This is a genomic window from Mycobacterium sp. (assembly GCF_035314665.1).
Classification (GTDB): domain Bacteria; phylum Actinomycetota; class Actinomycetes; order Mycobacteriales; family Mycobacteriaceae; genus Mycobacterium.
The window spans coordinates 1-22,756 of record NZ_DATFZD010000369.1 but is presented as its reverse complement, the minus strand read 5'-3'; the positions used below and the strand labels follow the sequence as shown (position 1 = coordinate 22,756).

Genomic DNA, 22,756 nt, shown 5'->3' with positions numbered 1-22,756 from the left:
GATAGTCGATCGCACTACTTGACTTGGAGCCCATCGAGCAGGGCGTTCAGCGCCCGCACTCCTTGGTCGCGCGCCGCACGCTGATCGGGTGCGTTCGCGATGAACAGGGCGGCTTCGTCGGCAGCGGCGAGTAGGAGGTGCGCCAAAGCGTCAGTGGGCTGATTCACCGCAAGGTCGCCTTCGTCGATGGCACGTTCAAGCATGGCGCGGATGGCCCCAAGTCCGTAGCGGCTTTCCAATTCACGCCACTTGACCCAACCGAGCACGGCTGGCCCGTCGATCAACAATATCCGCTGAACATGAGGAGTGAGCGATGCATCCAGGAAGCCAATTAGGCCCTGCCGCAATTGGTTTAGCGCGCCTTTCGCAGGGTCGGCAAGGTTTTTTGCGGCCTCGATGACCAGGTCCTCTTCGACTGCGAGGAAAGCCGCTTCGAATAGCGCCTGCTTATCCGCGAAGTGGTGATAGAGCGCACCACGGGTGCCGACACCAGCCTCTGCAACGACTTCTTCGGTGCCCGTGCGGTGATAGCCCTTTTCGACAAACAGCCGTCGAGCGGCAGCGACGAGTGCGGCACGAGTGGCTTCTGCCTGCGCCGCCCGGCGCGCCTTCGTACTCAGGGCCTCATCGTCAAGCGCCACCGCGCCAGCCTATTGCATACAGTGCGGAGGTCACATACAGTCCGGATGTCACATACAGCCTGTAGGTTATACCTATTCATTCCGGCCTGACGTGGAGGTTCCGCGATATGTCTGCACCTGTCGATGTCGTCCGCAAGTTCTGCGCGTTGATGGAGGGACGCGACGCAGAAGCGCTGCGACCGCTGATTGCCGACGACGCTGTCTATCAGAATGTCGGCATGCCAGCGTCGAACGGCGTGGATGCCATTGTTGAGAACATGGCGGCGCAGTTCGCAATGTTCCCCGATGCCTACGCTTTTGAAATCGTGAACATGGCCAGCGACGGACCAGTGGTGCTGACCGAGCGCCTCGACTACATCCAGGCACCGGATGGCAGCAAGCCAGCAGTCCCAGTGATGGGTACCTTCGTGGTCGGCGAAAGCGGGAAGATCATCCGCTGGACGGATTACTTCGACGTCTCGCTGACCGTGAAACTCCTTCAAGGCGAAGACATTAGCGCCCTCGTCCCCGCGACCGCATAGGATTTCGGCAACCCTTCGAATGCCCGATGGCCTCGCCGCAAGCCCGTCGTGTTGGCCTGGGCGCGCGACACCGGGGCCGACCTGGCCAAGACGAACGTCAATGGCGATGCTATCGCTATCGGTCACCCGCTCGGCGCTAGCGGTGCCCGTATCATGACCACGCTCGTCAACGCCTTGGAACAGCGGGGGGGACGCTACGGCCTGCAGACGATGTGCGAGGGCGGTGGCATGGCCAACGCCACCATCATCGAACGGCTGAGCTGATTAGACGCGATCGCTACGAGACAATGCGTGTTGGGAACGTATCAGTCCCCCGACTACTCGAAGGAGACCACGATGAACAACGACCAGGTCGTCGCTCTGGTCACCGGCGCCAACCGGGGACTGGGTAAGCGGTTCGCCGTTCAACTAGTCGACCGGGGAGCGAAGGTCTACGCCGGCGCCCGCCGACCCGAAACGATTGACGTGTCCGGCGTCGAACCCATCCAACTGGACATCACCGACCCGGCCTCAGTGCGTCGCGCAGCGGACGCGGCCAGCGACGTCACCGTGCTCGTCAACAATGCGGGTACCTCGACGCGCGCGTCGCTGTTGGCTGGACCGATCGAGGACGTGCGGCTAGAGATGGAGACGCACTATTTCGGCACGCTGGATGTCATCCGCACCTTCGCGCCGATCATCGAAAACAACGGTGGGGGAGCGATCCTCAACATGCTGTCGGTGTTGTCCTGGCTGCATGCTCCGGCCTCCGGCGCCTATTCGGCAGCAAAGGCAGCCGCGTGGGCGATGACCGATGCGATCAGGCAGGAACTGGCGCCTCGCGGCATCAGCGTCACCGCCGTGCACGTGGGCTACATGGACACCGATATGGCCGCCTTCGCGCCTGCAGATCAAAAGACCGATCCTGCGGTCGTCGCCCGACTTGCGCTGGACGGCTTGTTCGCGGGCGAGCCCGAGATCCTCGCCGACGACCTAACACGTGCAACAAAGGCACACCTATCCGGCGGCTGACCAGGGAGTTACCAAGAATTTCTCCCCGGTGGCCCGCTTGACGTAGGCATGGAACGCGTCGGGTCTGAGCATTCCGGCCAGTGATACTTCCCGGGTGTAGGTGCTTGCGAACGTCGTGGTCAGTTCCGCAGCCACACGCGCTCGGAGCCTGCCAAAACCTTCGGCCCCGATGCTTTGCAGGAACGGGGTCAGTAGCCAACCTCCGACACCCCACGCCATGCCGAAGTTTCTCGTGAGCGTGGTCGGACGGGTGTCCAGTCCGCCGTAGATGTACACCTGCTTGTGCACGGTCGATCCGTAGCGTGAGTACTCCTTCGCGGTCGCGTTGGCGGCTTGCTCCATCCCACTGAGGATTTGACTCGCGAGCGTGCCGCCACCCGTGGCGTCGAACGCGATCGTCGCGGACGTCGCTTTGAGGGCCGCGACGAGGTCGCCCGAGAACGTCGGCGAGGCCGAGTTGCAGACATGAACGGCGCCAAGCGATCTCAGCAGCTCCTCTTGGTCGGGCTTGCGGACGATGTTCACAAGCGGCACACCATCTTTGATGCAGAGCTTGACGAGCATCTGGCCGAGATTCGACGCCGCAGCCGTATGCGCGAGGGCTGAATGACCTTCGCGGCGCATGGTTTCCAGCATTCCGAGGGCAGTCAGAGGATTAACGAAGGACGACGCCCCATCCTTTGGCGTTGTCCCCTCGGGCAGCACAAGACACGCCGAAGCATCAACCGCTCGGTACTGCGCGTACATTCCGCCACCAGCGATCGCCACTGACTTGCCGACAAGGGCCTGGGCCGCAGAGGACGACCCGGCGGCCACGACGACGCCCGCGCCCTCATTACCCACCGGAAGCGGCTTATCGACTCGCGCCGAAAGCCCCTCCAGTGCCGCCTCGCTCAACGTTGCGGTGACGACTGGGCGCTCCGGCGTGCCCGTCGTCGTCGCGGTGGACATGTCCGCGCCGGCGATGAGGACGCCCAAGTCTGACGGGTTGATCGGCGAGGCTTCCACGCGGACCAGCACCTCATTACCGGTGGGCGATGGAACCGGTACGTCGTGCAGCGAGAGTTCGAGCGTGCCATGCGACGTCACCAGCGAACGCAGTTCAAGTGCCTGGTCAGGCAAATCTGCGGTCATCGGGATGCCTCGCTTTCCTGTCGGGATGTGTCCTTCACCATACGAACTCCCGACGCAGTCGCAGATCTTCCCCTTCACCATCCTGCGTCCAGAACTCACACAACCATAGATGCGCGCCGCCTCAACGAGATCGAGGTGATAGGCACGGTCTACGGCGGTCGCTGGTTTGCGGCCGCCACGGCTCCGCTTAGCCGTCTGCGTCAGACCTGAAAGTGGGGCCACTGGTTGTGGCGAATCCAAGCGTTCCTACCGTGTGTGTAGGCGCGACTGTGTAGGTGCGCGCTGACCGGATTCCACAAAGCGAGGGGGCGGCAAGTTGGGAACCGACCCACGCAGCGATGTGGTTGCGCGTCAGTATCAGCAGTGGCTGTATCCAGAGCCGATCGGCGACCTCGCAGAGTGGAACGTAGCCAATTTTGACTGGATCGACCCAGTGCATGCGCATCTGATCTACTGGCCCGACCGCGAATACAACGCCGAGATGGATATTCTCGTCGCCGGCTGCGGCACCAACCAGGCGGCGTGCTTCGCCTTCACCAACCCGTCGGCGAAAGTCGTGGCCACCGACGTCAGCCAACCGTCGTTGGATCACCAGCAATATCTGAAAGATAAGCACGGACTGGAAAACCTTGAGTTGCACCTACTTCCGATCGAGGACGTAGCCGCACTGGGACTCGACTTCGACCTCGTTGTGTCGACCGGCGTCCTGCATCACTTGGCCGACCCGAGGCAAGGAATGGCGGCGCTTGCCGGCTGCCTGCGGCGAGACGGCGTCGTGAGCGCCATGGTCTATGGAAAATACGGTCGGATCGGCGTTGATCTGTTGGCGTCCGTGTTCGGTCAAATAGGGCTGGGCCAAGACGACTCGTCCGTCAAAATGATAAGAGACACCATCGCCGTGCTGCCCGCAGACCACCCAGTACGAAGTTATCTGAAGTTTGCGTGGGACTTGAGGTCTGATGCCGGCGTGGTCGACACATTTCTGCATGGGCGGCAGCGCAGTTATTCGGTCGAGGAGTGCCTCGACTTAGTCACGTCGTCGGGACTCGTCTTTCAAGAGTGGTTCTTCAAGTCCGGGTATTACCCGCACGACGGATTCGGATTGCCCGACACGTTGTCGTCAGCTCTCAAGGCGCTGCCGCAAATCGAGGCATGGTCGTTGATGGAGCGTCTTCAGTCGACGACCAAATGCCACTTCTTCGTGGCGTGCCGCCCCGACCGGCCGACCGAGAACTACGCCGTCGGCTTCTCCAGCACCGAAGCCCTCGACTACATCCCGACCATGCGAGTGGGGTGTGGTGTGTCTGGTACAGCCGTCGTGATGCCACACGGACGGATGGGGCTGCGGGCCGATCAGTTGCCATTCGTGCAGCTTGTCGACGGACGCCGCACAATTCGAGAGATTGCCAAGCGTGTCGCCCCGGAAGGCTCGTCTCAAACCAGCATCGCCGAGTTAGCGACCTTCGCACGCAAGGTATTGAGAATTTCTGGCAGCTGGATCTGCTGGCCATGGCCCGAACCCCGCTAGGTGTTCACACCTAGAGCCAGCCGGTCCGAGCGGCAGCAACCAGCTCGGCGGGGGCCGGGGCCAATTCGCCGTCCCGGACGCCGTCGAGCATCCGTTTCACTGCGGCGACAATCTCTGGGCCCGCCGCGGCGAGCCCGGCCTTATCGGCTGTGGCGATCTCATCCGCATCGAAGCCTGCCCGGGCCAGCACGGCGTCCGGGTCGGCCAGCTGATCGGCCAGCCAGGACAGCGGGTCGGCTGACAACTCGGCGACGAAGTGCCGGCGGCTGGGTTCCCAACCGTTGAAGCGGGGGTGGTGATGGGCCCGGTCCAGCGTCCCGGGCGGACTCTCTGTTGATCCGAAAAGGTCCACCCGCCACACCGGGCGGGTGAAGGCGATCGGGACGCCGGCGTACATCGAACCCTGCGGCTCGGCCCGTTCGACCAGGCGGAGTTCCAATCTGACTCCCCGTTCCGGGGTTTCCTGACCGGCGAGCGGGTCCGGGTCGATGAAGTACATATCGCCGACGACTACGCCGAGGGTTTCGAATCCGAACGCTGCGAACATCGCGTACCTTTCCTCGCGCCTCCTCGAGCGTAGACCCACGCGGTGGGCATGGCGTACTGCTATCGGAGGCGCGGGAACCGCAGGGGCTTCATTCGCGCGGCTTGGCCGCACCGGTCGGCGTGAGGGCGACGACCGGGATGGTCCGCGACGTCTTGCGCTCGTACTCGGCGAATCCCGGATAGCGCTCAGCCTGTACCGCGTATTTGGCGTCCCGTTCGGCACCGTGTAGCTCGGTGGCATGCACGTCGACGATGTCGTCGCCGACTTCGATGAAGGTGTCGGGGTTGGCCTTCAGGTTCCAGTACCAGGCGGGGTTATTGTCGACACCATTGGCCGAGGCGAACACCAGATACCGTTCGCCGTCGGCGAGGTACATCATGATGTTGGTTCGCGGCTCCCCGCTGCGTGCACCCACGGTGTGCAACAGGACAAGCGGCGCCCCCTCGAACGGGCCTCCGACGCGACCGTGGTTGGCGCGGAACTCCGCTATGTTGCGCTCGTTGAAATCACTACCGTCGCTCATCTGATTCTCCTTACATCGACTGACGCTTCGTACCCGGTTACCCAATCGTCAGACCCTCCGCAGGATCGATCAATCCATTCGTTCGACCCATTGAGCGCGAGACGGCCCCGGCTCGAACGGGTCGCCGAAGTATTGCGTCTCGTGGACCACTTGTTCGCCGTCGAATTCCATGATGCTGACCACGTACGACGGTTGTCCGTCATAGGTCATGACGAGTTCGCTGATCCACAGGTCGCCGCCGCCGAGCATGCGTCGCACGGTGAAGCGTTTCAGGTTCGGCTGGGCGGTGCGCGACGCCTGGATGTTGGCTCGGCCTCGGATGCGCTCACCCGATTGCGGATAGTCGAGAACTGCGTCGTCGCGGTAGATCTGGTGCTCCGTCGCAAAGTCGTTGGCGTCGGAGGCTTCCCAGTGGCGCCGTAAGGCGACCCGGACGTCGTCGTCACTCATGGCTATCTCCTCCCACGGCTTGCTCGCGCGCCCACCGGTAGTCGGCCTTTCCGGACGGGCTGCGCTCGATGGCCGCCCGGAAGACAACCGCCTTCGGAAGTTTGTAGCGGGCCAAGGTTTTCGCGGCATGTTCGGTCAGCTCGCCGGCATCGGCGCGTGCGCCCTGGGCGAGCGCGACGACGGCAACTACCTCCTGGCCCCACCGCTCGCTGGGCCGTCCGGTGACGACCACGTCGGCCACCGCGGGATGCGACGCGATCGCGGTTTCGACTTCCTCGACGAAGATCTTCTCGCCGCCGGAGTTGATCGTGACCGAATCACGGCCCAGCAACTCGACTACGCCGTCTGCGCGATGGCGTGCCCGGTCACCGGGAACCGCATAACGCACGCCGTCAATGATGGGAAAGGTGGCCGCGGTCTTCGCCGCGTCGCCCTTATAGCCGAGCGGCACGTAGCCCCGCTGGGCGAGCCAGCCCATGCCGTCGTGACCCGGATGCAGGATCGAGCCATGATCTTCGGCCGCCACGAACGTATCCGGTCCGGCGTTGAAGGTGCCCGTCGACACCGCTCCTGACATCGACATGTGGTGCATCTGCGCACCGGTCTCCGATGACCCGACGCCGTCCACGACGATGGCGTTTGGCACAACCTCGATCAGGCGTTGCTTGACGAACGGAGTCAGCAGCGCCCCGCCGTTGGCGACCACGACCAACGACGACACATCCGCGATGCCCTTCTCGATGGCGGCGACCAACGGCCGCGCCATCGCGTCGCCGACCACCGTCACGGTCATCACCTTCTCCCGCTCGATCGTGCGGACAACGTCGTCGGCGTCCAAATGATCGACGACAGAAGGGAAGACGACGGTCTGACCGGTCGTGATCGCCGTCATCACACTCCACTGGGCCGCGCCGTGGATCAGTGGCGGCAGAATCATCAACTTGTTGTTGGGCGCCCCGGCCGCCGCGGCCACCGCTGCCACGATCTCGTCGACGGAGCCAAAGGGCTGGCCGGTCATGATATTTCGTCCGCCGAACGACGTCATGAAGATGTCGTGTTGACGCCACAGCACGCCTTTCGGCATTCCCGTTGTGCCACCGGTGTAGAGCACGTACAGATCGTCGGGCGAGTGCTCCACCGCCGGGGCCGCCGGGGCGGATTCGATGGCCCTCTCGTAGTCGACGGCGCCGTCGAGCAGTGGGTTACCCGAGTCGTCGGCGATCTGAATAAGCACGCGCAACTGGGGAAGGTCCGGCAACACCTCGGCGACCCGCGGCGCGAACGCGGCGTGGTAGATCAGCGCCGTCGCACCGGAATCCGCGAGCAGGTACTGCAACTCGCTCTTGACGTAGCGGAAGTTGACGTTGAACGGGGCGACGCGAGCCGCGAAGGCACCCAGCAACGCCTCGACGAACTCGTTTCCGTTGTAGGCATATAAGCCGACCAAGTCCTGCCCGACCTCGTGGCCGGCAAGCGCTGATCGCTCGGTGTGGCAGCCCAGTCCGCGCGACTGCAGGTATGCGGCGAGACGGTTCGATCGCTCGATGATCTCTGCGTAGGTGTAGCGCCGGTCGCCTTGGATGATCAGCTCGCGGTCCGGGATCACTGCCGCGACGGCCGCGGCGACCGCGGGCACGGTGAATTGTGTTGCGGTGGTCGACATCAGGCCTCTCAGGGCTGGTGCGGGAGTAGACGGACCATCAGGCCGTTAGCCTCGGTGAGTAGCGTGCCGTCGGCCGCTGTCATGGTAGCGGTGACGAATACCTTCCTACCGTCGATCTCGCTGATACGGCCGCGCGCGGTCAACGGCTCGTCGATCGGTGTGATGCTGCGGTAGTCGACGTGCAGGTAGGCCGTGCGGCTGGGGGAGAAGCCGGCAGTCGAGACGATCATTCCGAAGTGCCAGTCATACAGCAGCGGGATCATGCCGCCGTGCACGGCATTGTTGCCGCCCACGTGCGAGCGAGTGAACAGCCCTTCCATGGTGACCCCATCGGGCCCGGAGTCGACGATGGTCCACGGTGGCAGTAATGGATGCCCTAATCCGGGCAGTTCGAGGTCACGGCCGGCCGGCGCAAGGCCTTCGGGCACCTGATGGCCTTCCAGCAGCGCCCACGCGTTTTCCACCTGCTCAGCCGCCGTAATCCAGGTCGCGTCCTCCGGCCGGGTCGAAACCGTGAGATCTTGCAGGCGGCGCATTGCCGCGACGAACCGGCCCAGCTCAGGAGGCGCGTTGACCGGTCTGAGCTCTGGAAATCCACCCCGAACTTCGGGCGCTGTCTCGGTCATTGCTGAGTCCATACTTCGAGCAGCTCCTCGGTCGTGGTGATCGTCGAGAGCAGAGACAGCGTGTTGTCGATGATGGCCTCGCCGTATTCGGTGGGTATGCCGGCAACGGCGTCGCGCGGCACGATGACGCGATAGGCGGCGTTGACGGCGTCCATGACGAGGTTGGGGATCGCGATGTTCAGCGAAACGCCGACCACGACGATCGTGGACACGTCGAGGTTCCGCAGCACCGCGTCCAGGTCGGTGCCGCCCATCGGGCCGACGCCGTGCCACCGGCTCAGGACCAGATCGGTTGGCTCAGGGCCTAACTCGGGTAGCACGGCCGCTCCGGGCGTGCCGGGAGTGACGTCGACGCTACCGCGCCCGACGGCGAAGATCTTGGCGTTGTGGTTGGAGCCGAGCCCGTCGGGCCGTCGCTGCACCAAGCAGTGCACGATGTGCACGCCCGCTGCCCGAGCCACCGGCAGCAGGCGGGTGATGTTGGGTAAGGCGACGCGGCGGGCTTCTTTGGCAAGCACCGCTAGCCCCGCGTTCGGGCCGATGACCGCGCCTTGGCACTCCTGGGCGACGATCGCAGTGTGCTCGGGCGCAGCGAGTTCCGCCAGCTTAGTCATATGGCGCCGCTCCTCCGCATCGCTTCGCTCTGCATCGTCGCTGGCGCGTCATGCGGGCACTTCGTAGAACTGGGTCGCCCACTTCCGCAGTGCCATATATCCTTTCGCGTCGACCTTGGACAGTGGCGGACGTTCCACGTACTTCTGGTAGCGCCAGATTTCCAAATCGTCGAAGACTGTTGACAGAAACTGTTTTTCAATAAGGTCGCGTAGCTTGCCCTGCGGCACGTCGGAGTCATCGCCGGGCAGCCGCGGCCACCAGATCGAATAGAACAGATCAGAGCACTCGTCATCGACCGGCGTACACGTGAAGATCAGCCGATGATTCTGCGCACCCTCGAAGACGCTGATCGCCCCGCCCAGACCGAACAGATGGCTGTGGAACCGCAACGCGAGATCATCGGGGTTGTCGCTGCTCGCATCGGGCCAACCCGCAACGAACTGCCATTCGTGCTCGACGATCTTCCAATCCAGCACCCGCGGCGTCACCGTCGCGTGATGCACATACTCGAAATGCGCACTGTCCGGGGCGTTCTCCGCCACGATCTGCGGATGGACCGGTTCGCGCTCCGCGCGCCGGGAGAACTCCGGATAAGCCCGGTAATACGCGCCCGGATCGGTTTCGAATTGCGGGAACTTGCGAAAGATGTCGGGCATCTCCCACTGCGGCTCTTTCCCGTCGGGCTGATGCCAGATGAACACGCAGTCGTACTGCTCGCGGACCGGAAACACCCGCAACCGCAGCGCGCGGTTGGGGCGGTCCGGCTGATAGGGGATGTAGCGATTGGTGCCGTCGGGTCCCCAACGCCACCCGTGGAAGGGACACTGCACGCAGTCGCCGACCACCGTGCCGCCATGGCCGATGTGGGCGCCGAGGTGTTTGCAGTGTGCCTCGAGCACATGCAGCTCACCCGACTCGTCGCGGTAGGCCACCAGATCCTCGCCGAAATAGTGCAGCGGGCGGACCTCGCCGACGGGAAACTCGGGAGACCAGCCGACCATGAACCATCCAGTGATCTTCCAGGTGAACGGGACCAACACGTCGGCGCCTCCTGCAATCCCCTGATACTAAATTCGTTACAGTATAGATTTCAGGTCGAGGAGGCGTAACAGGGTGGCTGACGATCTCGAAGCGATTCGGCAGTTGAAGGCGCGGTACTGCCGCTTTCTCGACTTGAAGGACGTCGAGGGTTGGCGCAGCGTATTCACCAGCGATGTGGTGGTCAAGCTGGACATGGCGGTTTCCACCGGCGGGGCCGACCCGATGACCGCCCCACCAGTCGAAGGCGCCGACAACTTCGTGCCATCGGTGCTGGCCAGCCTGGAGAACGCCGCTACCATGCACCACTGCCACACCCCGGAGATCACCCTCACCTCACCCACGAGCGCCACCGGCATCTGGGCGATGGAGGATTGGGTCATCTTCGGCGGCGGGCAGGAATTACACGGCGCCGGTCACTACCGCGAGACCTACGAGAAACAGGACGGCACCTGGCGGATCAAAACGCTGCACCTGACTCGAACCATCCTGAAGATCACCGGTAACGATGGCGACTGAAGCCGACACGTCGTTCGACGTGCTGGTCATCGGCGCCGGGTTTTCCGGCCTGTACACGTTGCATCGGCTGCGGCAGCTCGGGCTGCGGACCCGCGTGCTGGAAATGGCCGAAAACGTCGGCGGGACTTGGCTGTACAACCGCTACCCGGGCGCCCGATGTGACATCGAGAGCATTGAATACTCGTACAGCTTCTCCGACGAGATCCAGCAGGAATGGGTCTGGACGGAGACGATGCCGGCCCAGCCCGAGGTGGAGGCCTACCTGAACTTCGTCGCCGATCGCCTTGACCTTCGCCGCGATATCCAGTTCGACACCAAGGTCGTCGCGATGGCCTTCGACGAGCAGGCCGTGGCGTGGGTGGTGTCAACCGAGACCGGTCAGACTCTCATGGCCCCGTTCATCGTCGCCGCGACCGGAATCCTGTCGGCGCCGCTGGAACCTGCCATCCCCGGGATGGCCACCTTCGCCGGAACGTCATTGTGGACCAGTCGCTGGCCGAAGGAGGGCGTCGACCTTGCCGGAAAACGGGTCGGCATTATCGGCACCGGGTCGACCGGTATTCAGTTCATTCCGGTGGTGGCCCGGGAAGCCAAGCAGCTCTATGTGTTTCAGCGTTCACCGGCGTATACGTTGCCTTGGGAGGTGCGGCGGTTCGAGCCCGGTGAGCTAGACGAGATGAAAGCGCGATACGACGAGATCCGCGCGGCCCAGCGAGCGCACCCGGTCGGCGCGGCGCGGCTGAGCGCCTTTTCGGTGCTGCTTGGGATGCTCGGCAAGCCGCCGTTGAAGTCGGCGTCGCGCGAAGACCAACTGCGGGCCATCGAAACCGACGGCGTGATGGGTGCGCTGAATTGGGGTGACATCTTCTTCGACATCGAGGCCAACCGGATGGCGGCCAAGTTATATGGCGAGGCGGTGGCGCGGATCGTCAGGGATCCCGAGACGGCGGCTTCACTGGTGCCCGACCACCCGTTTGCGTGCAAGCGGCCGATCATCGATCAGGGCTACTACGAGACCTTCAACCGGGACAACGTGACGCTGGTCGACCTGCGCAAGGGGTCTATCCGCGAGGTGACGCCGACCGGCATCCGCACCGACCTTGGTTCCTACGATCTCGACGTGATCGTCTACGCCACCGGATTCGACGCGATGACCGGCGCACTGAGTCGTATCGACATCCGTGGGCGCGATGGATTGTCGCTCGGCGAATTCTGGGCCACTGAAGGGCCGCTGTCCTATCTGGGGTTGGCGGTCGCCGGCTTCCCGAATCTATTCACGATTCAGGGCCCGGGCAGCCCGAGTGCGGCAACCAACTTCGTTGCCGCGCTCGAACAACATGTGGACTGGATCAGCGACTGCATCACATACCTGCGCGCCAATGGAATTCGCACCATCGAGGCGCTGTCTACCGCACAGCAGGAGTGGATCGACCATGCCACCTCGCTGGTGGCCCCGACGGTGCTGGTCCATCCGTCCTGCAACTCCTGGTACAACGGTGGCAATGTGCCCGGCAAGAAACGGATGTATATGGGCTATACCGGCGGAATCCCCGAATACCGGCGCCGCTGTGACGAAATCGCGGCCGGCGGATACACCGGCTTCAAACTGGCGTAGGTGAGCGGCATGTCGTTGGCAACGCGCAGCCTGGCCCTCAGCCGCGACCTGGCTCGCGAGCTGGGCATGGTCTTGCCGCGTACGGTGGCCGGCCTCAATGAATCGACCGGCTGGACCCCGGTGTCGCCGCGCGGTGTGCGTCAGTTCGGCGAAGTCATGCTGGACGAACTTGTGCTGTCAGGGTTTTCGCTGCTGGGCGGTGGACTGCCCGAGTTGCGGCCGTTGAGTGATTGCGCGGCGGCGGCCGAGGAATTATCAGCGCTGGGCATCGACGGCGCGCACGCCGAACCAGAACCGCTGCGGGTCCAGACGATACGACGGCGGCGCATTGGCCGGCTGGCCTACGAGCGGATGATTTACGAGCACGAACCGGCGCTACCGAAGACGTTGGAAGCCGACGGCCGGGGCGGGCCGGCGAGGGCGGTGGTCCATCTGTGCCGGCACCGTGACGGCCCGAGACCGTGGCTGGTGTGGGTGCACGGCGCCGGTCAGGGTGGCGCCGAAGACCTGTTGCTGTCGCGGATCGGACGCATCCATCACGGGCTGGGGTTCAACGTCGCGCTGCCGATACAGCCCGGCCACGGATCGCGGCGGCATGAATGGCCGGCGTACCCGGATATGGATCCGCTGGGCAATGTCGCGGGCATGATGCGCGCGGTGTCGGAGGTGCGCGCCGTGCTGCGCTGGGCACAGTCGCAGGCCAACACGATTGTGGTGGCGGGGGTTTCGATGGGCACGCCGGTGGCCGCGCTGGTTTCGCATTTGGAGAGGCAGGTTGACGCCGTCGCCCTGTACACCCCGATTCTGGGGCTGAATGCGATGATCGCGCGGCATATCGGACGCTGGGGTTCTTCACGCGACGGATACCGGGAGCTGCTGCAGTCCTCGGAGGTCTCGAGGCTGACCTCGGTGATCGATCCGCTGGCCGTCGACCCGGCGCCGCCACCGCAGCGACGGCTCATCGTCGGGGCGTGGCATGACCGGATGGCGATGCGCGAGCCGGCGACCGCATTACAAGAGCGCTGGCGCGGCCAGTTGTATTGGTACGACGGCAGTCACGTCGGCCACCTGTTCTCGCGGCGCGTGCAGCGCGTCACCGAGGAATTCCTGCAAGGAGTTGTCAATTGAGCGATCGCACGCTTGAGGAACTGGGGTACTACCTACTGGCCGGGGCCGGTGGTGAGGGCCCGGCAACCCTGATGGATGAGGCGCGTCGCGGCGAGGAGTTGGGCTTCGGCACCGCGTTCATCTCCGAGCGGTGGAACGTCAAAGAAGCGTCGTCTCTGGTTGGTGCTGCGTGCGCGGTGACCAGCCGAATGCAGATCGCCACCGCCGCAACCAATCACAACACCCGACACCCGCTGATCACCGGATCGTGGGCGACCACTATGCATCGGCTGTCCGGCGGCCGTTTCACCCTGGGCGTCGGCCGCGGCATCGCCGCGATCTACGGGGCATTCGGCATCCCCGCGGTGACGACTGCGCAGATGGAGGATTGGGCCCAGGTCATGCGCCGGCTGTGGCACGGCGAGATGATCTTCAACCACGACGGGCCGATGGGCAGGTACCCCATCCTGTTTCTCGACCCGGACTTCAACGAAGACATCCGGCTGGCCCTGGTGGCTTTCGGGCCCAACACGCTAGCGCTCGGGGGCCGTGTGTTCGACGACGTCATCCTGCACACTTACTTCACCCCGGAGACGTTGCAGCGCTGCGTCAAAACCGTGAAGTCAGCCGCGGAAAGAGCGGGCCGCGACCCGGACAGCGTGCGGGTGTGGTCGTGCTTCGCGACGGTTGGCGATCACCTGCCCGAACAGTTGCGGCTGAAGAAAACCGTCGCGCGTCTGGCCACCTATCTGCAGGGGTATGGCGATCTGATGGTGCAAACCAACAGTTGGGATCCGGCCGTGCTGCAACGCTTCCGGGGCGACTCCGTGGTGACGTCGATCGCCGGCGGGATCGATCACAAGGCGACGCCCGAGCAGATCGAGCACATCGCCACGTTGATTCCCGACGAGTGGCTGGAGCCGTCGGCCACCGGGTCGGCCGAGCAGTGTGTGGCCCGCATCCGCCAGGAGTTCGACTACGGGGCCGACGCTGTGATCATGCACGGCGCGACTCCCGACGAGCTCGAGCCGGTCGTCGCGGCCTATCGAGCGACCTGATAGGAAGCAGGTATGTCGAGGTACCTGAAGTACGTAAAGGAAAAGGTCATTATCGTGACCGGTGCGGCCAGCGGCTTCGGCAAGCTGATTTCGGAAAAGTGTGCCGCCGGTGGCGCGAAGGTCGTCGGCGTGGACGTCAACGTCGAAGGTTTGAACGAGGTCTTCGAGGGCATCCGGGCCGCCGGCTTCGAAGGCACCACCCGTGTTGCGGACGTCACCGACATGGCCCAGGTGCGGGCGGCGGGCCAATACGCGGTCGACACTTACGGTCGCATCGACGTGATCGTGAACAACGCCGGTGTGATGCCGCTGGCGTTTTTCGCCGACCACGAACGTGCGTGGGAGAAATGGCACAAGGCGATCGACATCAACATCAAAGGCGTCGTGAACGGCATCTCGGCCGTCTACGACACGATGGTCAAGCAGGGCCGAGGCCAGGTCGTCAACATTTCATCCATCTACGGCAATGCGGGGACCGAAGGCTCGGGCGTCTACAGCGCGACCAAGGCGGCGGTCGATGTGCTCTCGGATTCGTTGCGGGTCGAGGCCCAAGGCAAGATCAAGGTGACCACGGTGAAGCCGACCGGCGTCCTCGGAACCAATCTGGCCAGCGGGGTCGTCAACGAAGCGGCGATCATCGGTCTCACCGGGCAGAAGGGCGCGCAGTTCCTGGAAAATGCCGGCAACTTGCAGACCGGAGCTCTTCGACCCGAACAGATGGACGTGGACTCGGTGGAGTACTGGCTGATCACTCCCGATGACCTGGCAAACGCGGTGGTACATGTCATCGACCAACCCTGGGGAATCAACATCAGCGACGTGACGGTACGGGCGAGCGGCGAGAATTACGTCTGCTGACCCTCAGGGCATGATGACGGTTCGGCTCACCGGTTCGGCGGCGGCTTGCCGGCTGGACAGGCCACGCTGTAGGGAGGCCAGCAGCGCGTCACGGGTCTCGCGGGGATCTATCAGCTCGTCGAAACCCATGCTCTCGGCCGACCGGAACGACGCCTGCAGCTCGGCTTCGCGCAGCTTGGCCGTGAGGTCCTCGCCGGCATGCGACGCGCGGCTCAGCGCCGCGGCGCTCATGGCGCCCATCGTCGCGCCGGGATAAGCGAAGGTCGCTGACTGGGCGTCGAAACTCAGCAGCGACATCACCATTGAGCCGAATCCATAGGCCTTGCGGAGCGTGACGTGCAGCTTCAACGTGGTGGCCACGGTCTGGGCGGCGAACATCCGCGCGCCGGCCCGCAGCACGCCCGTGCGCTCGGACCGGCTGCCGGGCAGCATGCCCGGGTTGTCCGCGAGGAAGACGATCGGCAGGTGGAACGAGTCGGCCACCATGATGAAGTGCGCCGCTTTATCCGCGGCGTCCGCGTCGATGGACCCGGCCAGCACCTTGGGCTGGTTGGCCACCACCGCGACCGGGTGGCCGCCCAGATGGGCCAGTGCGCAGATGATCGCTTTGCCGAACTGCGGCTGGACCTCGAACCAGTCGGGCTGGTCGAAGACCACGTCGAGCACGGCGCGCATGTCGTAAACGCGGCGGTTGTCGCGGGAGACGATATCGAGCAGCTCTGGTGTCTGCCGCGGTTCGCTGGCCTTGTCGGCCGGCAGCGGCGACGGGTAGGACCAGGCGCTTGCCGGGAAGTACGAAAGGTAGCGACGGATGTCGTCGAGCACCGTCTCGTCGTCCTCGGCGACGTTGTGGATCACACCGCTGGGCAATGCCACGTCCGGTCCGCCGAGATCCTCCTTCGAAATATCTTCTCCGGTGGACTCTTTGACGACGGGAGGCCCAGCGGTAAAGATGGCGCCTTGCCTGCTCATGATTCGGAAATCACACACCGGAGCCACCAGTGCGCCGTGCCCGGCCGACGGGCCGAGCACGCCGGCGACGGTCGGAACCCGACCGGAGCACTGCGCTTGGGCGAGTAGGTCGGTCGGGCTGCGGCCATAGTGCCCGCCGCCGGGACGAAAGCCGGCGCCTTCCAGCAGCATCACCAGCGGAACCTTGTCGCGCAGCGCCAATTCCGCGATGCGGTAGCGCTTGGAGTTGCCGCCGGGCCCGATGCTGCCGGCCAGCGTGGTGAAGTCCTCCGCGCCCAGCATCACCGGCAAGCCGTTGATCAAGCCGGAGCCGACGACGATTCCGTCGGCGGCGATCTCACCGCCCACGAGCGTACCGATTTCGCGGAATGTCCCCGGATCGAGGAGATAGTCGATCCGCGCCCGGGCGTCGAGCTTGCCCTTGCCGCGGTGTTTCGCTAGCCGCTCCGGCCCACCCAGCGCCCGGGTGTGCTGACGGCGACGGTCGAGGTCGTCGAGCGTCTCCTGCCAGTCACGGGACTTCGTCATCGGCATGCCCTCACTCGTCGCGCGTCACGTACTGAAGTGCTTACTGTAGCGTCTGCGAGAGGGCGGCGGCCAGCGGCCGAAGGACGACTGCGGAAATGGAGTGGCGCGATGACGATCCGATTGACGTCTGATGAGGCATGGGAAGCAGTCGGCGCGGCGCATACCGGAATTCTTACAACCCTTCGCCGCGATGGGATGCCGATTGCGTTGCCGGTGTGGTTTGTGGTCGACGACCGCAGCATCGCGCTGATGACCCCCGCCGGCACCAAGAAAATCGCCCGCATACGCCATGATCCCCGGGCGTCGTTCCTGGTCGAGTCGGGTGAGCGGTACACCGAGCTGCGCGGCGTCCATCTCACCGGACGTGTCGAGCTCGTCGAGGACCACGCGGCGATATCCGGGATCGAGGCCGCCGTCAACGCCAAGTACGCGGGGTTTCGACCGCCTACTGCCAGCTTGCCGGCGGCGGCCCAGGCGTACTACGCGAGCCAGGTGTTTCTGCGCTTCCTGCCGGATAGTCGAATCCTGACATGGGACAACGCCCGCCTGGCGCTGAAGTAGCCGCTGTCGCAGGGTTTTTGCCGTCGTACCGGTGCCGACATTGACCCTACCGAATAGCTTACTGTAGCTTCTCAAGTATGAGGTCTGAGCGCTCCCAGCTGCGGCGGAGCGCGCGCGGATGACCGCCACGGAAGTGTGCGGCCTCAAGGTCGACGGGGGCATTTTCACCGACCTGGCCCGGGTGCCGGAGTTGGCCCGCGCCCTTGAGCAACAGGGCTACGACGCTTGCTGGACGGGCGAAATCAATCACGACCCGTTTCTGCCGCTGCTGCTGGCCGCCGAACACACCACGCGACTCGAACTGGGCACCAGTATCGCGGTGGCGTTCGCGCGCAACCCGATGATCGTCGCCAACCTCGGTTGGGATCTGCAGACCTACTCGCAGGGCCGCTTCATCCTCGGTCTGGGTACCCAGATAAAGCCGCACATCGAAAAGCGATTCAGTATGCCCTGGAGTCATCCGGTGGCCCGGATGCGCGAATTCGTGCAGGCGCTGCACGCGATCTGGTCGACCTGGAAGGACGGAACCCGGCTGCGGTTCGAGGGCGAGTTCTACACGCACAAGCTCATGACGCCGATGTTCACGCCTGAGCCGCAACCGTTTTCGGCGCCCAAGGTGTTCATCGCCGCGGTCGGCGAATCGATGACCGAAATGTGCGGCGAGGTCGCCGACGGCTTACTGGCCCATGCATTTACGACGAAGCGCTACTTGCACGAGGTGACGATGCCCGCGGTGCAGCGTGGCCTGGAGCGCTCGAGCCGTGATCGGCACGCATTCCAGGTGGCGTGCCCGGTCTTTGTGGTGACTGGCAACGACGACGCCGAGTTGACACTCGGTGCGGCCGGCGTCCGCAAGCAGATTGCTTTCTACGGATCAACGCCCGCCTACCGCAAGGTCCTCGAGCTGCACGGTTGGGGCGATGTCGCTACGGAGTTGCATCGACTTTCACTGCAGGGGGAATGGGATGCCATGGGCGCGCTGATCGACGACGAGATCCTGGACGCCTTCGCGGTGGTCGCGACGCACGAGAAGCTCGCAACTGCACTTCAAAACCGCTGCGACGGCGTCATAGATCGGGTCATGCCGTCGTTTCCCCGCACCACTTCCGCGGCCACGATCACCGCCGTACTGCAAGAGTTGCGTCAATGAGGAGCTGCCCATGAGCACGCCGACGATGGATGAAGCCGCCAAGGTCCTCGCCGATCCGTTGGCTTATGCCGACGAGCAGAAATTGCATGCGGCGCTTACTCATCTGCGAGCGAATGCTCCGGTGTCGTGGGTCGAGGTGCCGAATTACCGCCCGTTCTGGGCGATCACCAAGCACGCCGACGTCATGGACATCGAACGCGAAAACATGCTATTCACCAACTGGCCGCGCCCGGTCCTGACGACGACGGAGGGTGACGAGCTTCAGGCCGCCGCCGGTGTCCGCACGCTGATCCATCTGGACGATCCGCAACATCGCGTGGTCCGGGCGATCGGCGCGGACTGGTTTCGTCCAAAGGCGATGCGGGCGTTGAAGGTTCGCGTCGACGAGCTGGCCCGCAACTACGTCGACAAGATGTTGGCGGTGGGCCCTGAATGCGATTTCGTTCAGGAGGTCGCGGTCAATTACCCGCTCTACGTGATCATGTCGCTGCTGGGCATCCCCGAGTCGGACTTCCCGCGGATGCTCAAGCTGACCCAGGAGCTGTTCGGAAGCGACGACAGCGAGTTCAAGCGCGGCAGCAGCAACGAGGATCAGATTCCGGCGCTGTTCGACATGTTCCAGTACTTCAACGGCGTCACCGCGGCGCGTCGGGAACATCCGACCGAAGACCTCGCGTCCGCCATTGCCAACGCCCGCATTGACGGCGAGCCGCTGTCCGACATCGACACGGTGTCCTATTACCTGATCGTCGCCACCGCCGGCCACGACACCACCAGCGCGACGATCTCGGGCGGCCTGCACGGTCTCGTCGAGAACCCGCACCAACTTCAGCGATTGCGCGACAACCTGGACCTGATGCCGCTGGCCACCGAGGAGATGATCCGATGGGTCACCCCGGTCAAGGAATTCATGCGCACCGCCGCCGAAGACACCACCGTGCGCGGCGTTCCGATCGCGGCAGGGGAGTCGGTGCTGTTGTCCTACGTTTCGGCGAATCGCGACGAAGATGTCTTCACCGATGCGTTCCGCTTCGACGTCGGCCGCGATCCCAACAAGCACTTGGCATTCGGTTACGGTGTGCACTTCTGCCTGGGCGCAGCGCTCGCCCGCATGGAGGTCAACAGCTTTTTCACCGAGCTGTTGCCGCGGGTGAAATCCATTGAGTTGACCGGGGCTCCGCAACACACCGCAACCACCTTCGTCGGTGGACTCAAACACCTCCCGGTTCGCTATCAATTCCACTGAATATGGTTAACAGTAGGCAAACACAGGCCCTTGATCAGGAACACCGTCAGGCAGAAATGCCAAATAACTACCAATCTGAGGATCTCCCGTGATAGACCCACCGGTAGGGATATCCTTTACGGCTTCGTAGGAGGAACTAAGGTCATGGCTGTCGCACGGTGCATCACCGCAACCGGTTTTCTCGCCGGTCTTGCTCTCGGACTAGCCGCTCCCGCAGGCGCATGGGGACCGCCCGGCCCTGCACCGTTTCCCGCTGACTTCGAGACGAACGGCCACTACATAGGGACTCAGATAAACCCAAAAACCGGTCAGCCGCTCATGATCGAGGGTCATCCGGTCACCAACGACTGGTACTTCACTCCCTGCGGTGACGGATGCATCTCAGCAGCTCACTCCCCCGGTGGACCGCCGTTGGGGCAGTATAATTTGGTGAATGGCCAATGGGTGATGGACACCACCGATGAGGCAGAATGCCCGGACGGTACCAGGGTTCCCAACGCCATTGCTGCCCACCGCACGTTGGACCCGAACACCCTCACGGGCACGATCCAAGAAACCGCTATTCAGCCCGCCTGCGGCAATCCATCCGGGATGTCAAAGACTGTGGACTTCCAATTCCAGCTGGCGCCCTGACCTAGCGGCTCGAATCCTCGCTCCGCGCGTCGGCTCTACTCCTAAACTCGCACCATCGTGACTTTTGCGCGCTGAGGATGCGGGAGCAGGCCTGTGTTGGGTGTTCATCATGCGGCAATCTGCACCGCCGATGTCGACCGGTCGTTGAGGTTCTGGCGAGACGGGCTGGGATTCACCGAGCTGTTCGATCACACGTTCAGCGGTAACTGGCCGGAACTGTTCGGGGCCCACTCCGATCGGCTGCGGTCGATATTCCTGGGCGATCCGCAGGCCCCCGACACCGGCATCGTCGAACTTGTGGTCTTCGAGGGAGCCGGCGACGCGTCGCCGCAAGCTCCAGGACCGCGGCACGGATTCTTCCTGCTGTCCCTACAGCGTGACGTCGATGCGACGCTGTCCGGGTTGGCCGCCCTGGGTTTCACCGACGGCGTGCGTCGCATTGGTGTGCCCGCGCCGAATGGCGGAACCGTCCCGATGGCGGTGATCACCGCGCCCGACGGTGTGCTCGTCGAGTTAATCGGGCCTCCGGCATGACCGCTCTGGTGACCGGCGGTGCGTCGGGTATCGGGCGAGACGTTGCCGTCCGCCTGCGCGATGCGGGCCACGACGTCGTGGTGTGGGACCAAGCCGGCGGCGACATCGATTGCGACATCAGCGATCCGGACGCGGTAAGGGCGGCCATGAGCCGAACCGTGCGCGAACACGGTGTACCCACGCGGGTGGTGGCCTGCGCGGGCATCGGCGCGTCGGGCACACTGCTGGCGGAGTCGGTCGAGCAGTGGCAGCGAGTGCTGGCGGTGAACCTCACCGGCAGCTGGCTGACCATCCGTGCGGCCGCTGCGGCGATGATCGACGCGGAAACCGGCGGATCGATCGTTGCCGTCTCCAGCATCAGCGGCACCGTCGCCGACCGGGACATGGGCGCCTACTGCGTGTCCAAAGCCGGGTTGAACATGCTGGTCAAGGTCGCCGCCGTGGAGTGGGGGGGTTACGGCATCCGGGTGAACGCCGTCGGTCCCGGTGTTACCCGCACACCGATGCTGGGCGAACCCGAGCAACTGCCCGGCTGGGTGGAGGGCCTGTCCGAGCGCACCGCCTTGGGACGTCTCGGGGAAGCCGCCGACGTGGCCGGTGTCATCGTCGGCGTCCTCGAATTACCCTGGGTGACAGGCCAGGTCGTGCACGCCGATGGTGGGTTGGGTCTGCACAGCCCGATCGATGCCTACGGTCAGGCACAGCGACTGCGCAGGAATCTCAAGCAATCCCGAAATCGATGACGCCACGGACGATTTCACCGTTGAGCAGGTCTGTGTAGGCTTCATTGATGTCGTCGAGGCGATAGCGTTTGGTGATCATCTCGTCGAGCAGCAGCTGTCCGGTCTGATAGAGCCTGGCCAGCTTGTAGATGTCTGCCTTGGGATTGCAGGAGCCGAAGACGGTGCCCGCCAGGTTTTTGTTCATCAGGATGAAGTCCTGCAGGTCGAACTTGATCCCACGGGTTGTCTGCGCGGTCATACCGGTGAGCACGCACGTCCCGCCCTTGCGAGTCAGCCGCAACGCACTGCGGACATCGTCGGCGCCGATCAACGATGGCGAAACCACGACGCCGTCGGCCATCACGCCGTAGGTCAGACCGGTGACCAGATCCAGCGCTTCGTCGACGTTTGCGCAACTGTGGGTGGCGCCGAACCGCAGGGCCGATTTCTGCTTGAATTCGACCGGGTCGACGGCCACGATCTGCGCGGCGCCATTGATGCGGGCACCCTGGATCGCGGCGGTACCGATACCGCCGGCGCCGATGACGACGACGGTGTCGCCGCCGCGCACACCGGCCCGGTTGGCCGCCGAGCCGTATCCGGTGGGGATCGCGCACGACAGCAGCGCGGCCGGCAGCAGCGGCAGATCCGGCTCGACCTTTACCAGTGAATTCGTCGCTACCACAGTGTGTTCGGCGAACGCACCGACCTTGGAGATATGACCCAACGGTTTGCCGTCGGCGAGGTGGTGGCGGAATGTGCCGTCGGTGGGCATTCCCGGCGTCAGCGTGCCGATACCGGCATCGCACAGGTACTCCATACCGGTTGCGCACCAGCGGCATTGGCCGCAGACAGCGACGAACGACATCACCACGTGGTCGCCGGGATCGAAATCGGTGACGCCGTCGCCGACCTCGCGCACGATGCCCGAACCCTCGTGGCCGCCGATGGTGGGA

The 22,756-nt window shown here is 64.2% G+C and carries 24 protein-coding genes and 2 pseudogenes; 15 read left to right on the top strand and 11 right to left on the bottom strand.

Going from position 1 to position 22,756, the window contains the following annotated elements:
• Positions 1–14 precede the first annotated feature (14 nt).
• Positions 15–641 (bottom strand): TetR/AcrR family transcriptional regulator, encoded by a 627-nt coding sequence (locus VKI00_RS25835; RefSeq protein WP_324443339.1) that lies wholly within the window; start codon positions 639–641, stop codon positions 15–17.
• A gap of 107 nt (positions 642–748) precedes the next feature.
• On the opposite strand from VKI00_RS25835, the gene VKI00_RS25830 reads away from it, so the two are divergent.
• The 3 genes and pseudogenes from VKI00_RS25830 (at position 749) to VKI00_RS25820 (ending at position 2,173) form a co-directional block, all read left to right on the top strand.
• Positions 749–1,162 carry a limonene-1,2-epoxide hydrolase family protein gene (locus VKI00_RS25830; RefSeq protein WP_324443338.1) on the top strand — a complete coding sequence of 138 codons (414 nt, stop codon included), beginning with the start codon at positions 749–751 and terminating at the stop codon, positions 1,160–1,162.
• Between the two features lie 42 nt (positions 1,163–1,204).
• Positions 1,205–1,426: pseudogene (locus VKI00_RS25825) on the top strand (steroid 3-ketoacyl-CoA thiolase); the annotation flags it as partial.
• A 72-nt stretch (positions 1,427–1,498) separates the two neighbouring features.
• On the top strand, positions 1,499–2,173 hold the full coding sequence (locus VKI00_RS25820) for an SDR family oxidoreductase (protein WP_324443337.1): 675 nt from the start codon (positions 1,499–1,501) through the stop codon (positions 2,171–2,173).
• On the opposite strand, the gene VKI00_RS25815 is transcribed toward VKI00_RS25820, so the two are convergent.
• Entirely contained in the window at positions 2,159–3,307 is a 1,149-nt protein-coding gene (locus VKI00_RS25815) for a zinc-binding dehydrogenase (RefSeq protein ID WP_324443336.1), read from the bottom strand. The two genes, VKI00_RS25820 and VKI00_RS25815, sit on opposite strands and share 15 nt — an antisense overlap.
• Positions 3,308–3,623: 316 nt before the next feature.
• Here VKI00_RS25815 and VKI00_RS25810 point away from each other — a divergent pair.
• Positions 3,624–4,849 (top strand): annotated as a pseudogene (locus tag VKI00_RS25810) (class I SAM-dependent methyltransferase).
• On the opposite strand, the gene VKI00_RS25805 reads toward VKI00_RS25810, so the two are convergent.
• The 7 genes from VKI00_RS25805 to VKI00_RS25775 form a co-directional block, all read right to left on the bottom strand.
• Positions 4,846–5,382 (bottom strand): hypothetical protein, encoded by a 537-nt coding sequence (locus VKI00_RS25805; RefSeq protein WP_324443335.1) that lies wholly within the window; start codon positions 5,380–5,382, stop codon positions 4,846–4,848. The pseudogene VKI00_RS25810 and the gene VKI00_RS25805 overlap by 4 nt on opposite strands.
• A gap of 88 nt (positions 5,383–5,470) precedes the next feature.
• Positions 5,471–5,905 (bottom strand): nitroreductase family deazaflavin-dependent oxidoreductase, encoded by a 435-nt coding sequence (locus VKI00_RS25800; protein WP_324443334.1) that lies wholly within the window; start codon positions 5,903–5,905, stop codon positions 5,471–5,473.
• A 69-nt stretch (positions 5,906–5,974) separates the two neighbouring features.
• Positions 5,975–6,355: a nuclear transport factor 2 family protein gene (locus tag VKI00_RS25795; protein WP_324443333.1), complete on the bottom strand. Its 381-nt coding sequence runs from the start codon at positions 6,353–6,355 to the stop codon at positions 5,975–5,977.
• Positions 6,348–8,018, bottom strand: coding sequence for an acyl-CoA synthetase (locus tag VKI00_RS25790; RefSeq protein WP_324443332.1), 1,671 nt, complete (start codon positions 8,016–8,018; stop codon positions 6,348–6,350). Before VKI00_RS25790 ends, VKI00_RS25795 begins: the two co-directional genes overlap by 8 nt.
• 8 nt (positions 8,019–8,026) lie before the next feature.
• Positions 8,027–8,644 carry a PaaI family thioesterase gene (locus VKI00_RS25785; protein ID WP_324443331.1) on the bottom strand — a complete coding sequence of 206 codons (618 nt, stop codon included), beginning with the start codon at positions 8,642–8,644 and terminating at the stop codon, positions 8,027–8,029.
• A complete protein-coding gene (locus VKI00_RS25780; protein ID WP_324443330.1) occupies positions 8,641–9,258 on the bottom strand; it encodes a cysteine hydrolase in 618 nt (205 codons plus the stop codon). Before VKI00_RS25780 ends, VKI00_RS25785 begins: the two co-directional genes overlap by 4 nt.
• A 48-nt stretch (positions 9,259–9,306) precedes the next feature.
• Complete coding sequence (locus tag VKI00_RS25775; protein WP_324443329.1) at positions 9,307–10,299, bottom strand: Rieske 2Fe-2S domain-containing protein; 993 nt, start codon at positions 10,297–10,299, stop codon at positions 9,307–9,309.
• A gap of 73 nt (positions 10,300–10,372) precedes the next feature.
• On the opposite strand from VKI00_RS25775, the gene VKI00_RS25770 reads away from it, so the two are divergent.
• The 5 genes from VKI00_RS25770 to VKI00_RS25750 are packed head-to-tail and all read left to right on the top strand — an operon-like array spanning position 10,373 to position 15,454.
• Positions 10,373–10,816, top strand: coding sequence for a nuclear transport factor 2 family protein (locus VKI00_RS25770; RefSeq protein ID WP_324443328.1), 444 nt, complete (start codon positions 10,373–10,375; stop codon positions 10,814–10,816).
• Positions 10,806–12,431: an NAD(P)/FAD-dependent oxidoreductase gene (locus tag VKI00_RS25765; protein ID WP_324443327.1), complete on the top strand. Its 1,626-nt coding sequence runs from the start codon at positions 10,806–10,808 to the stop codon at positions 12,429–12,431. Before VKI00_RS25770 ends, VKI00_RS25765 begins: the two co-directional genes overlap by 11 nt.
• A 9-nt stretch (positions 12,432–12,440) precedes the next feature.
• Complete coding sequence (locus VKI00_RS25760) at positions 12,441–13,559, top strand: alpha/beta hydrolase (protein WP_324443326.1); 1,119 nt, start codon at positions 12,441–12,443, stop codon at positions 13,557–13,559.
• The gene (locus VKI00_RS25755; RefSeq protein ID WP_324443325.1) at positions 13,556–14,596 is read left to right on the top strand and encodes a TIGR03857 family LLM class F420-dependent oxidoreductase; all 1,041 of its coding nucleotides are present in this window, start codon (positions 13,556–13,558) and stop codon (positions 14,594–14,596) included. The genes VKI00_RS25760 and VKI00_RS25755 overlap by 4 nt, the downstream gene beginning before the upstream one ends.
• 12 nt (positions 14,597–14,608) lie before the next feature.
• Complete coding sequence (locus VKI00_RS25750) at positions 14,609–15,454, top strand: SDR family oxidoreductase (protein WP_324443324.1); 846 nt, start codon at positions 14,609–14,611, stop codon at positions 15,452–15,454.
• A gap of 3 nt (positions 15,455–15,457) precedes the next feature.
• On the opposite strand, the gene VKI00_RS25745 is transcribed toward VKI00_RS25750, so the two are convergent.
• Positions 15,458–16,954: an acyl-CoA carboxylase subunit beta gene (locus VKI00_RS25745; RefSeq protein WP_324443373.1), complete on the bottom strand. Its 1,497-nt coding sequence runs from the start codon at positions 16,952–16,954 to the stop codon at positions 15,458–15,460.
• A 108-nt stretch (positions 16,955–17,062) separates the two neighbouring features.
• Between VKI00_RS25745 and VKI00_RS25740 the strand changes: the two genes are divergently transcribed.
• From VKI00_RS25740 to VKI00_RS25715, 6 genes are all read left to right on the top strand, one after another.
• A complete protein-coding gene (locus VKI00_RS25740) occupies positions 17,063–17,515 on the top strand; it encodes a pyridoxamine 5'-phosphate oxidase family protein (protein ID WP_324443323.1) in 453 nt (150 codons plus the stop codon).
• Between the two features lie 118 nt (positions 17,516–17,633).
• On the top strand, positions 17,634–18,665 hold the full coding sequence (locus VKI00_RS25735) for an LLM class F420-dependent oxidoreductase (RefSeq protein WP_324443322.1): 1,032 nt from the start codon (positions 17,634–17,636) through the stop codon (positions 18,663–18,665).
• Between the two features lie 25 nt (positions 18,666–18,690).
• Positions 18,691–19,911 (top strand): cytochrome P450, encoded by a 1,221-nt coding sequence (locus VKI00_RS25730; protein ID WP_324443372.1) that lies wholly within the window; start codon positions 18,691–18,693, stop codon positions 19,909–19,911.
• A 429-nt stretch (positions 19,912–20,340) separates the two neighbouring features.
• A complete protein-coding gene (locus tag VKI00_RS25725; protein ID WP_324443321.1) occupies positions 20,341–20,544 on the top strand; it encodes a hypothetical protein in 204 nt (67 codons plus the stop codon).
• A 96-nt stretch (positions 20,545–20,640) separates the two neighbouring features.
• Positions 20,641–21,078, top strand: a complete 438-nt coding sequence (locus tag VKI00_RS25720) for a VOC family protein (protein WP_324443320.1) — start codon at positions 20,641–20,643, stop codon at positions 21,076–21,078.
• A complete protein-coding gene (locus VKI00_RS25715; protein ID WP_324443319.1) occupies positions 21,075–21,821 on the top strand; it encodes an SDR family oxidoreductase in 747 nt (248 codons plus the stop codon). Before VKI00_RS25720 ends, VKI00_RS25715 begins: the two co-directional genes overlap by 4 nt.
• Here the strand turns inward: VKI00_RS25715 and VKI00_RS25710 are convergent.
• Positions 21,799–22,756, bottom strand: a 958-nt coding sequence (locus VKI00_RS25710; RefSeq protein ID WP_324443318.1) for a zinc-binding dehydrogenase, incomplete at its 5' end; no start/stop codon positions are given. The genes VKI00_RS25715 and VKI00_RS25710 overlap by 23 nt on opposite strands.

What these genes read in the sequence shown, in the direction of transcription:
- VKI00_RS25795 (WP_324443333.1), bottom strand. Translation starts at nt 6,355, where the DNA reads ATGAGTGACGACGACGTCCGGGTCGCCTTACGGCGCCACTGGGAAGCC.
- VKI00_RS25785 (WP_324443331.1), bottom strand. Translation starts at nt 8,644, where the DNA reads ATGACCGAGACAGCGCCCGAAGTTCGGGGTGGATTTCCAGAGCTCAGA.
- VKI00_RS25765 (WP_324443327.1), top strand. Translation starts at nt 10,806, where the DNA reads ATGGCGACTGAAGCCGACACGTCGTTCGACGTGCTGGTCATCGGCGCC.
- VKI00_RS25715 (WP_324443319.1), top strand. Translation starts at nt 21,075, where the DNA reads ATGACCGCTCTGGTGACCGGCGGTGCGTCGGGTATCGGGCGAGACGTT.
- VKI00_RS25805 (WP_324443335.1), bottom strand. Translation starts at nt 5,382, where the DNA reads ATGTTCGCAGCGTTCGGATTCGAAACCCTCGGCGTAGTCGTCGGCGAT.
- VKI00_RS25735 (WP_324443322.1), top strand. Translation starts at nt 17,634, where the DNA reads ATGACCGCCACGGAAGTGTGCGGCCTCAAGGTCGACGGGGGCATTTTC.
- VKI00_RS25740 (WP_324443323.1), top strand. Translation starts at nt 17,063, where the DNA reads ATGACGATCCGATTGACGTCTGATGAGGCATGGGAAGCAGTCGGCGCG.
- VKI00_RS25830 (WP_324443338.1), top strand. Translation starts at nt 749, where the DNA reads ATGTCTGCACCTGTCGATGTCGTCCGCAAGTTCTGCGCGTTGATGGAG.
- VKI00_RS25820 (WP_324443337.1), top strand. Translation starts at nt 1,499, where the DNA reads ATGAACAACGACCAGGTCGTCGCTCTGGTCACCGGCGCCAACCGGGGA.
- VKI00_RS25750 (WP_324443324.1), top strand. Translation starts at nt 14,609, where the DNA reads ATGTCGAGGTACCTGAAGTACGTAAAGGAAAAGGTCATTATCGTGACC.
- VKI00_RS25730 (WP_324443372.1), top strand. Translation starts at nt 18,691, where the DNA reads ATGGATGAAGCCGCCAAGGTCCTCGCCGATCCGTTGGCTTATGCCGAC.
- VKI00_RS25760 (WP_324443326.1), top strand. Translation starts at nt 12,441, where the DNA reads ATGTCGTTGGCAACGCGCAGCCTGGCCCTCAGCCGCGACCTGGCTCGC.
- VKI00_RS25790 (WP_324443332.1), bottom strand. Translation starts at nt 8,018, where the DNA reads ATGTCGACCACCGCAACACAATTCACCGTGCCCGCGGTCGCCGCGGCC.
- VKI00_RS25780 (WP_324443330.1), bottom strand. Translation starts at nt 9,258, where the DNA reads ATGACTAAGCTGGCGGAACTCGCTGCGCCCGAGCACACTGCGATCGTC.
- VKI00_RS25815 (WP_324443336.1), bottom strand. Translation starts at nt 3,307, where the DNA reads ATGACCGCAGATTTGCCTGACCAGGCACTTGAACTGCGTTCGCTGGTG.
- VKI00_RS25800 (WP_324443334.1), bottom strand. Translation starts at nt 5,905, where the DNA reads ATGAGCGACGGTAGTGATTTCAACGAGCGCAACATAGCGGAGTTCCGC.
- VKI00_RS25745 (WP_324443373.1), bottom strand. Translation starts at nt 16,954, where the DNA reads ATGACGAAGTCCCGTGACTGGCAGGAGACGCTCGACGACCTCGACCGT.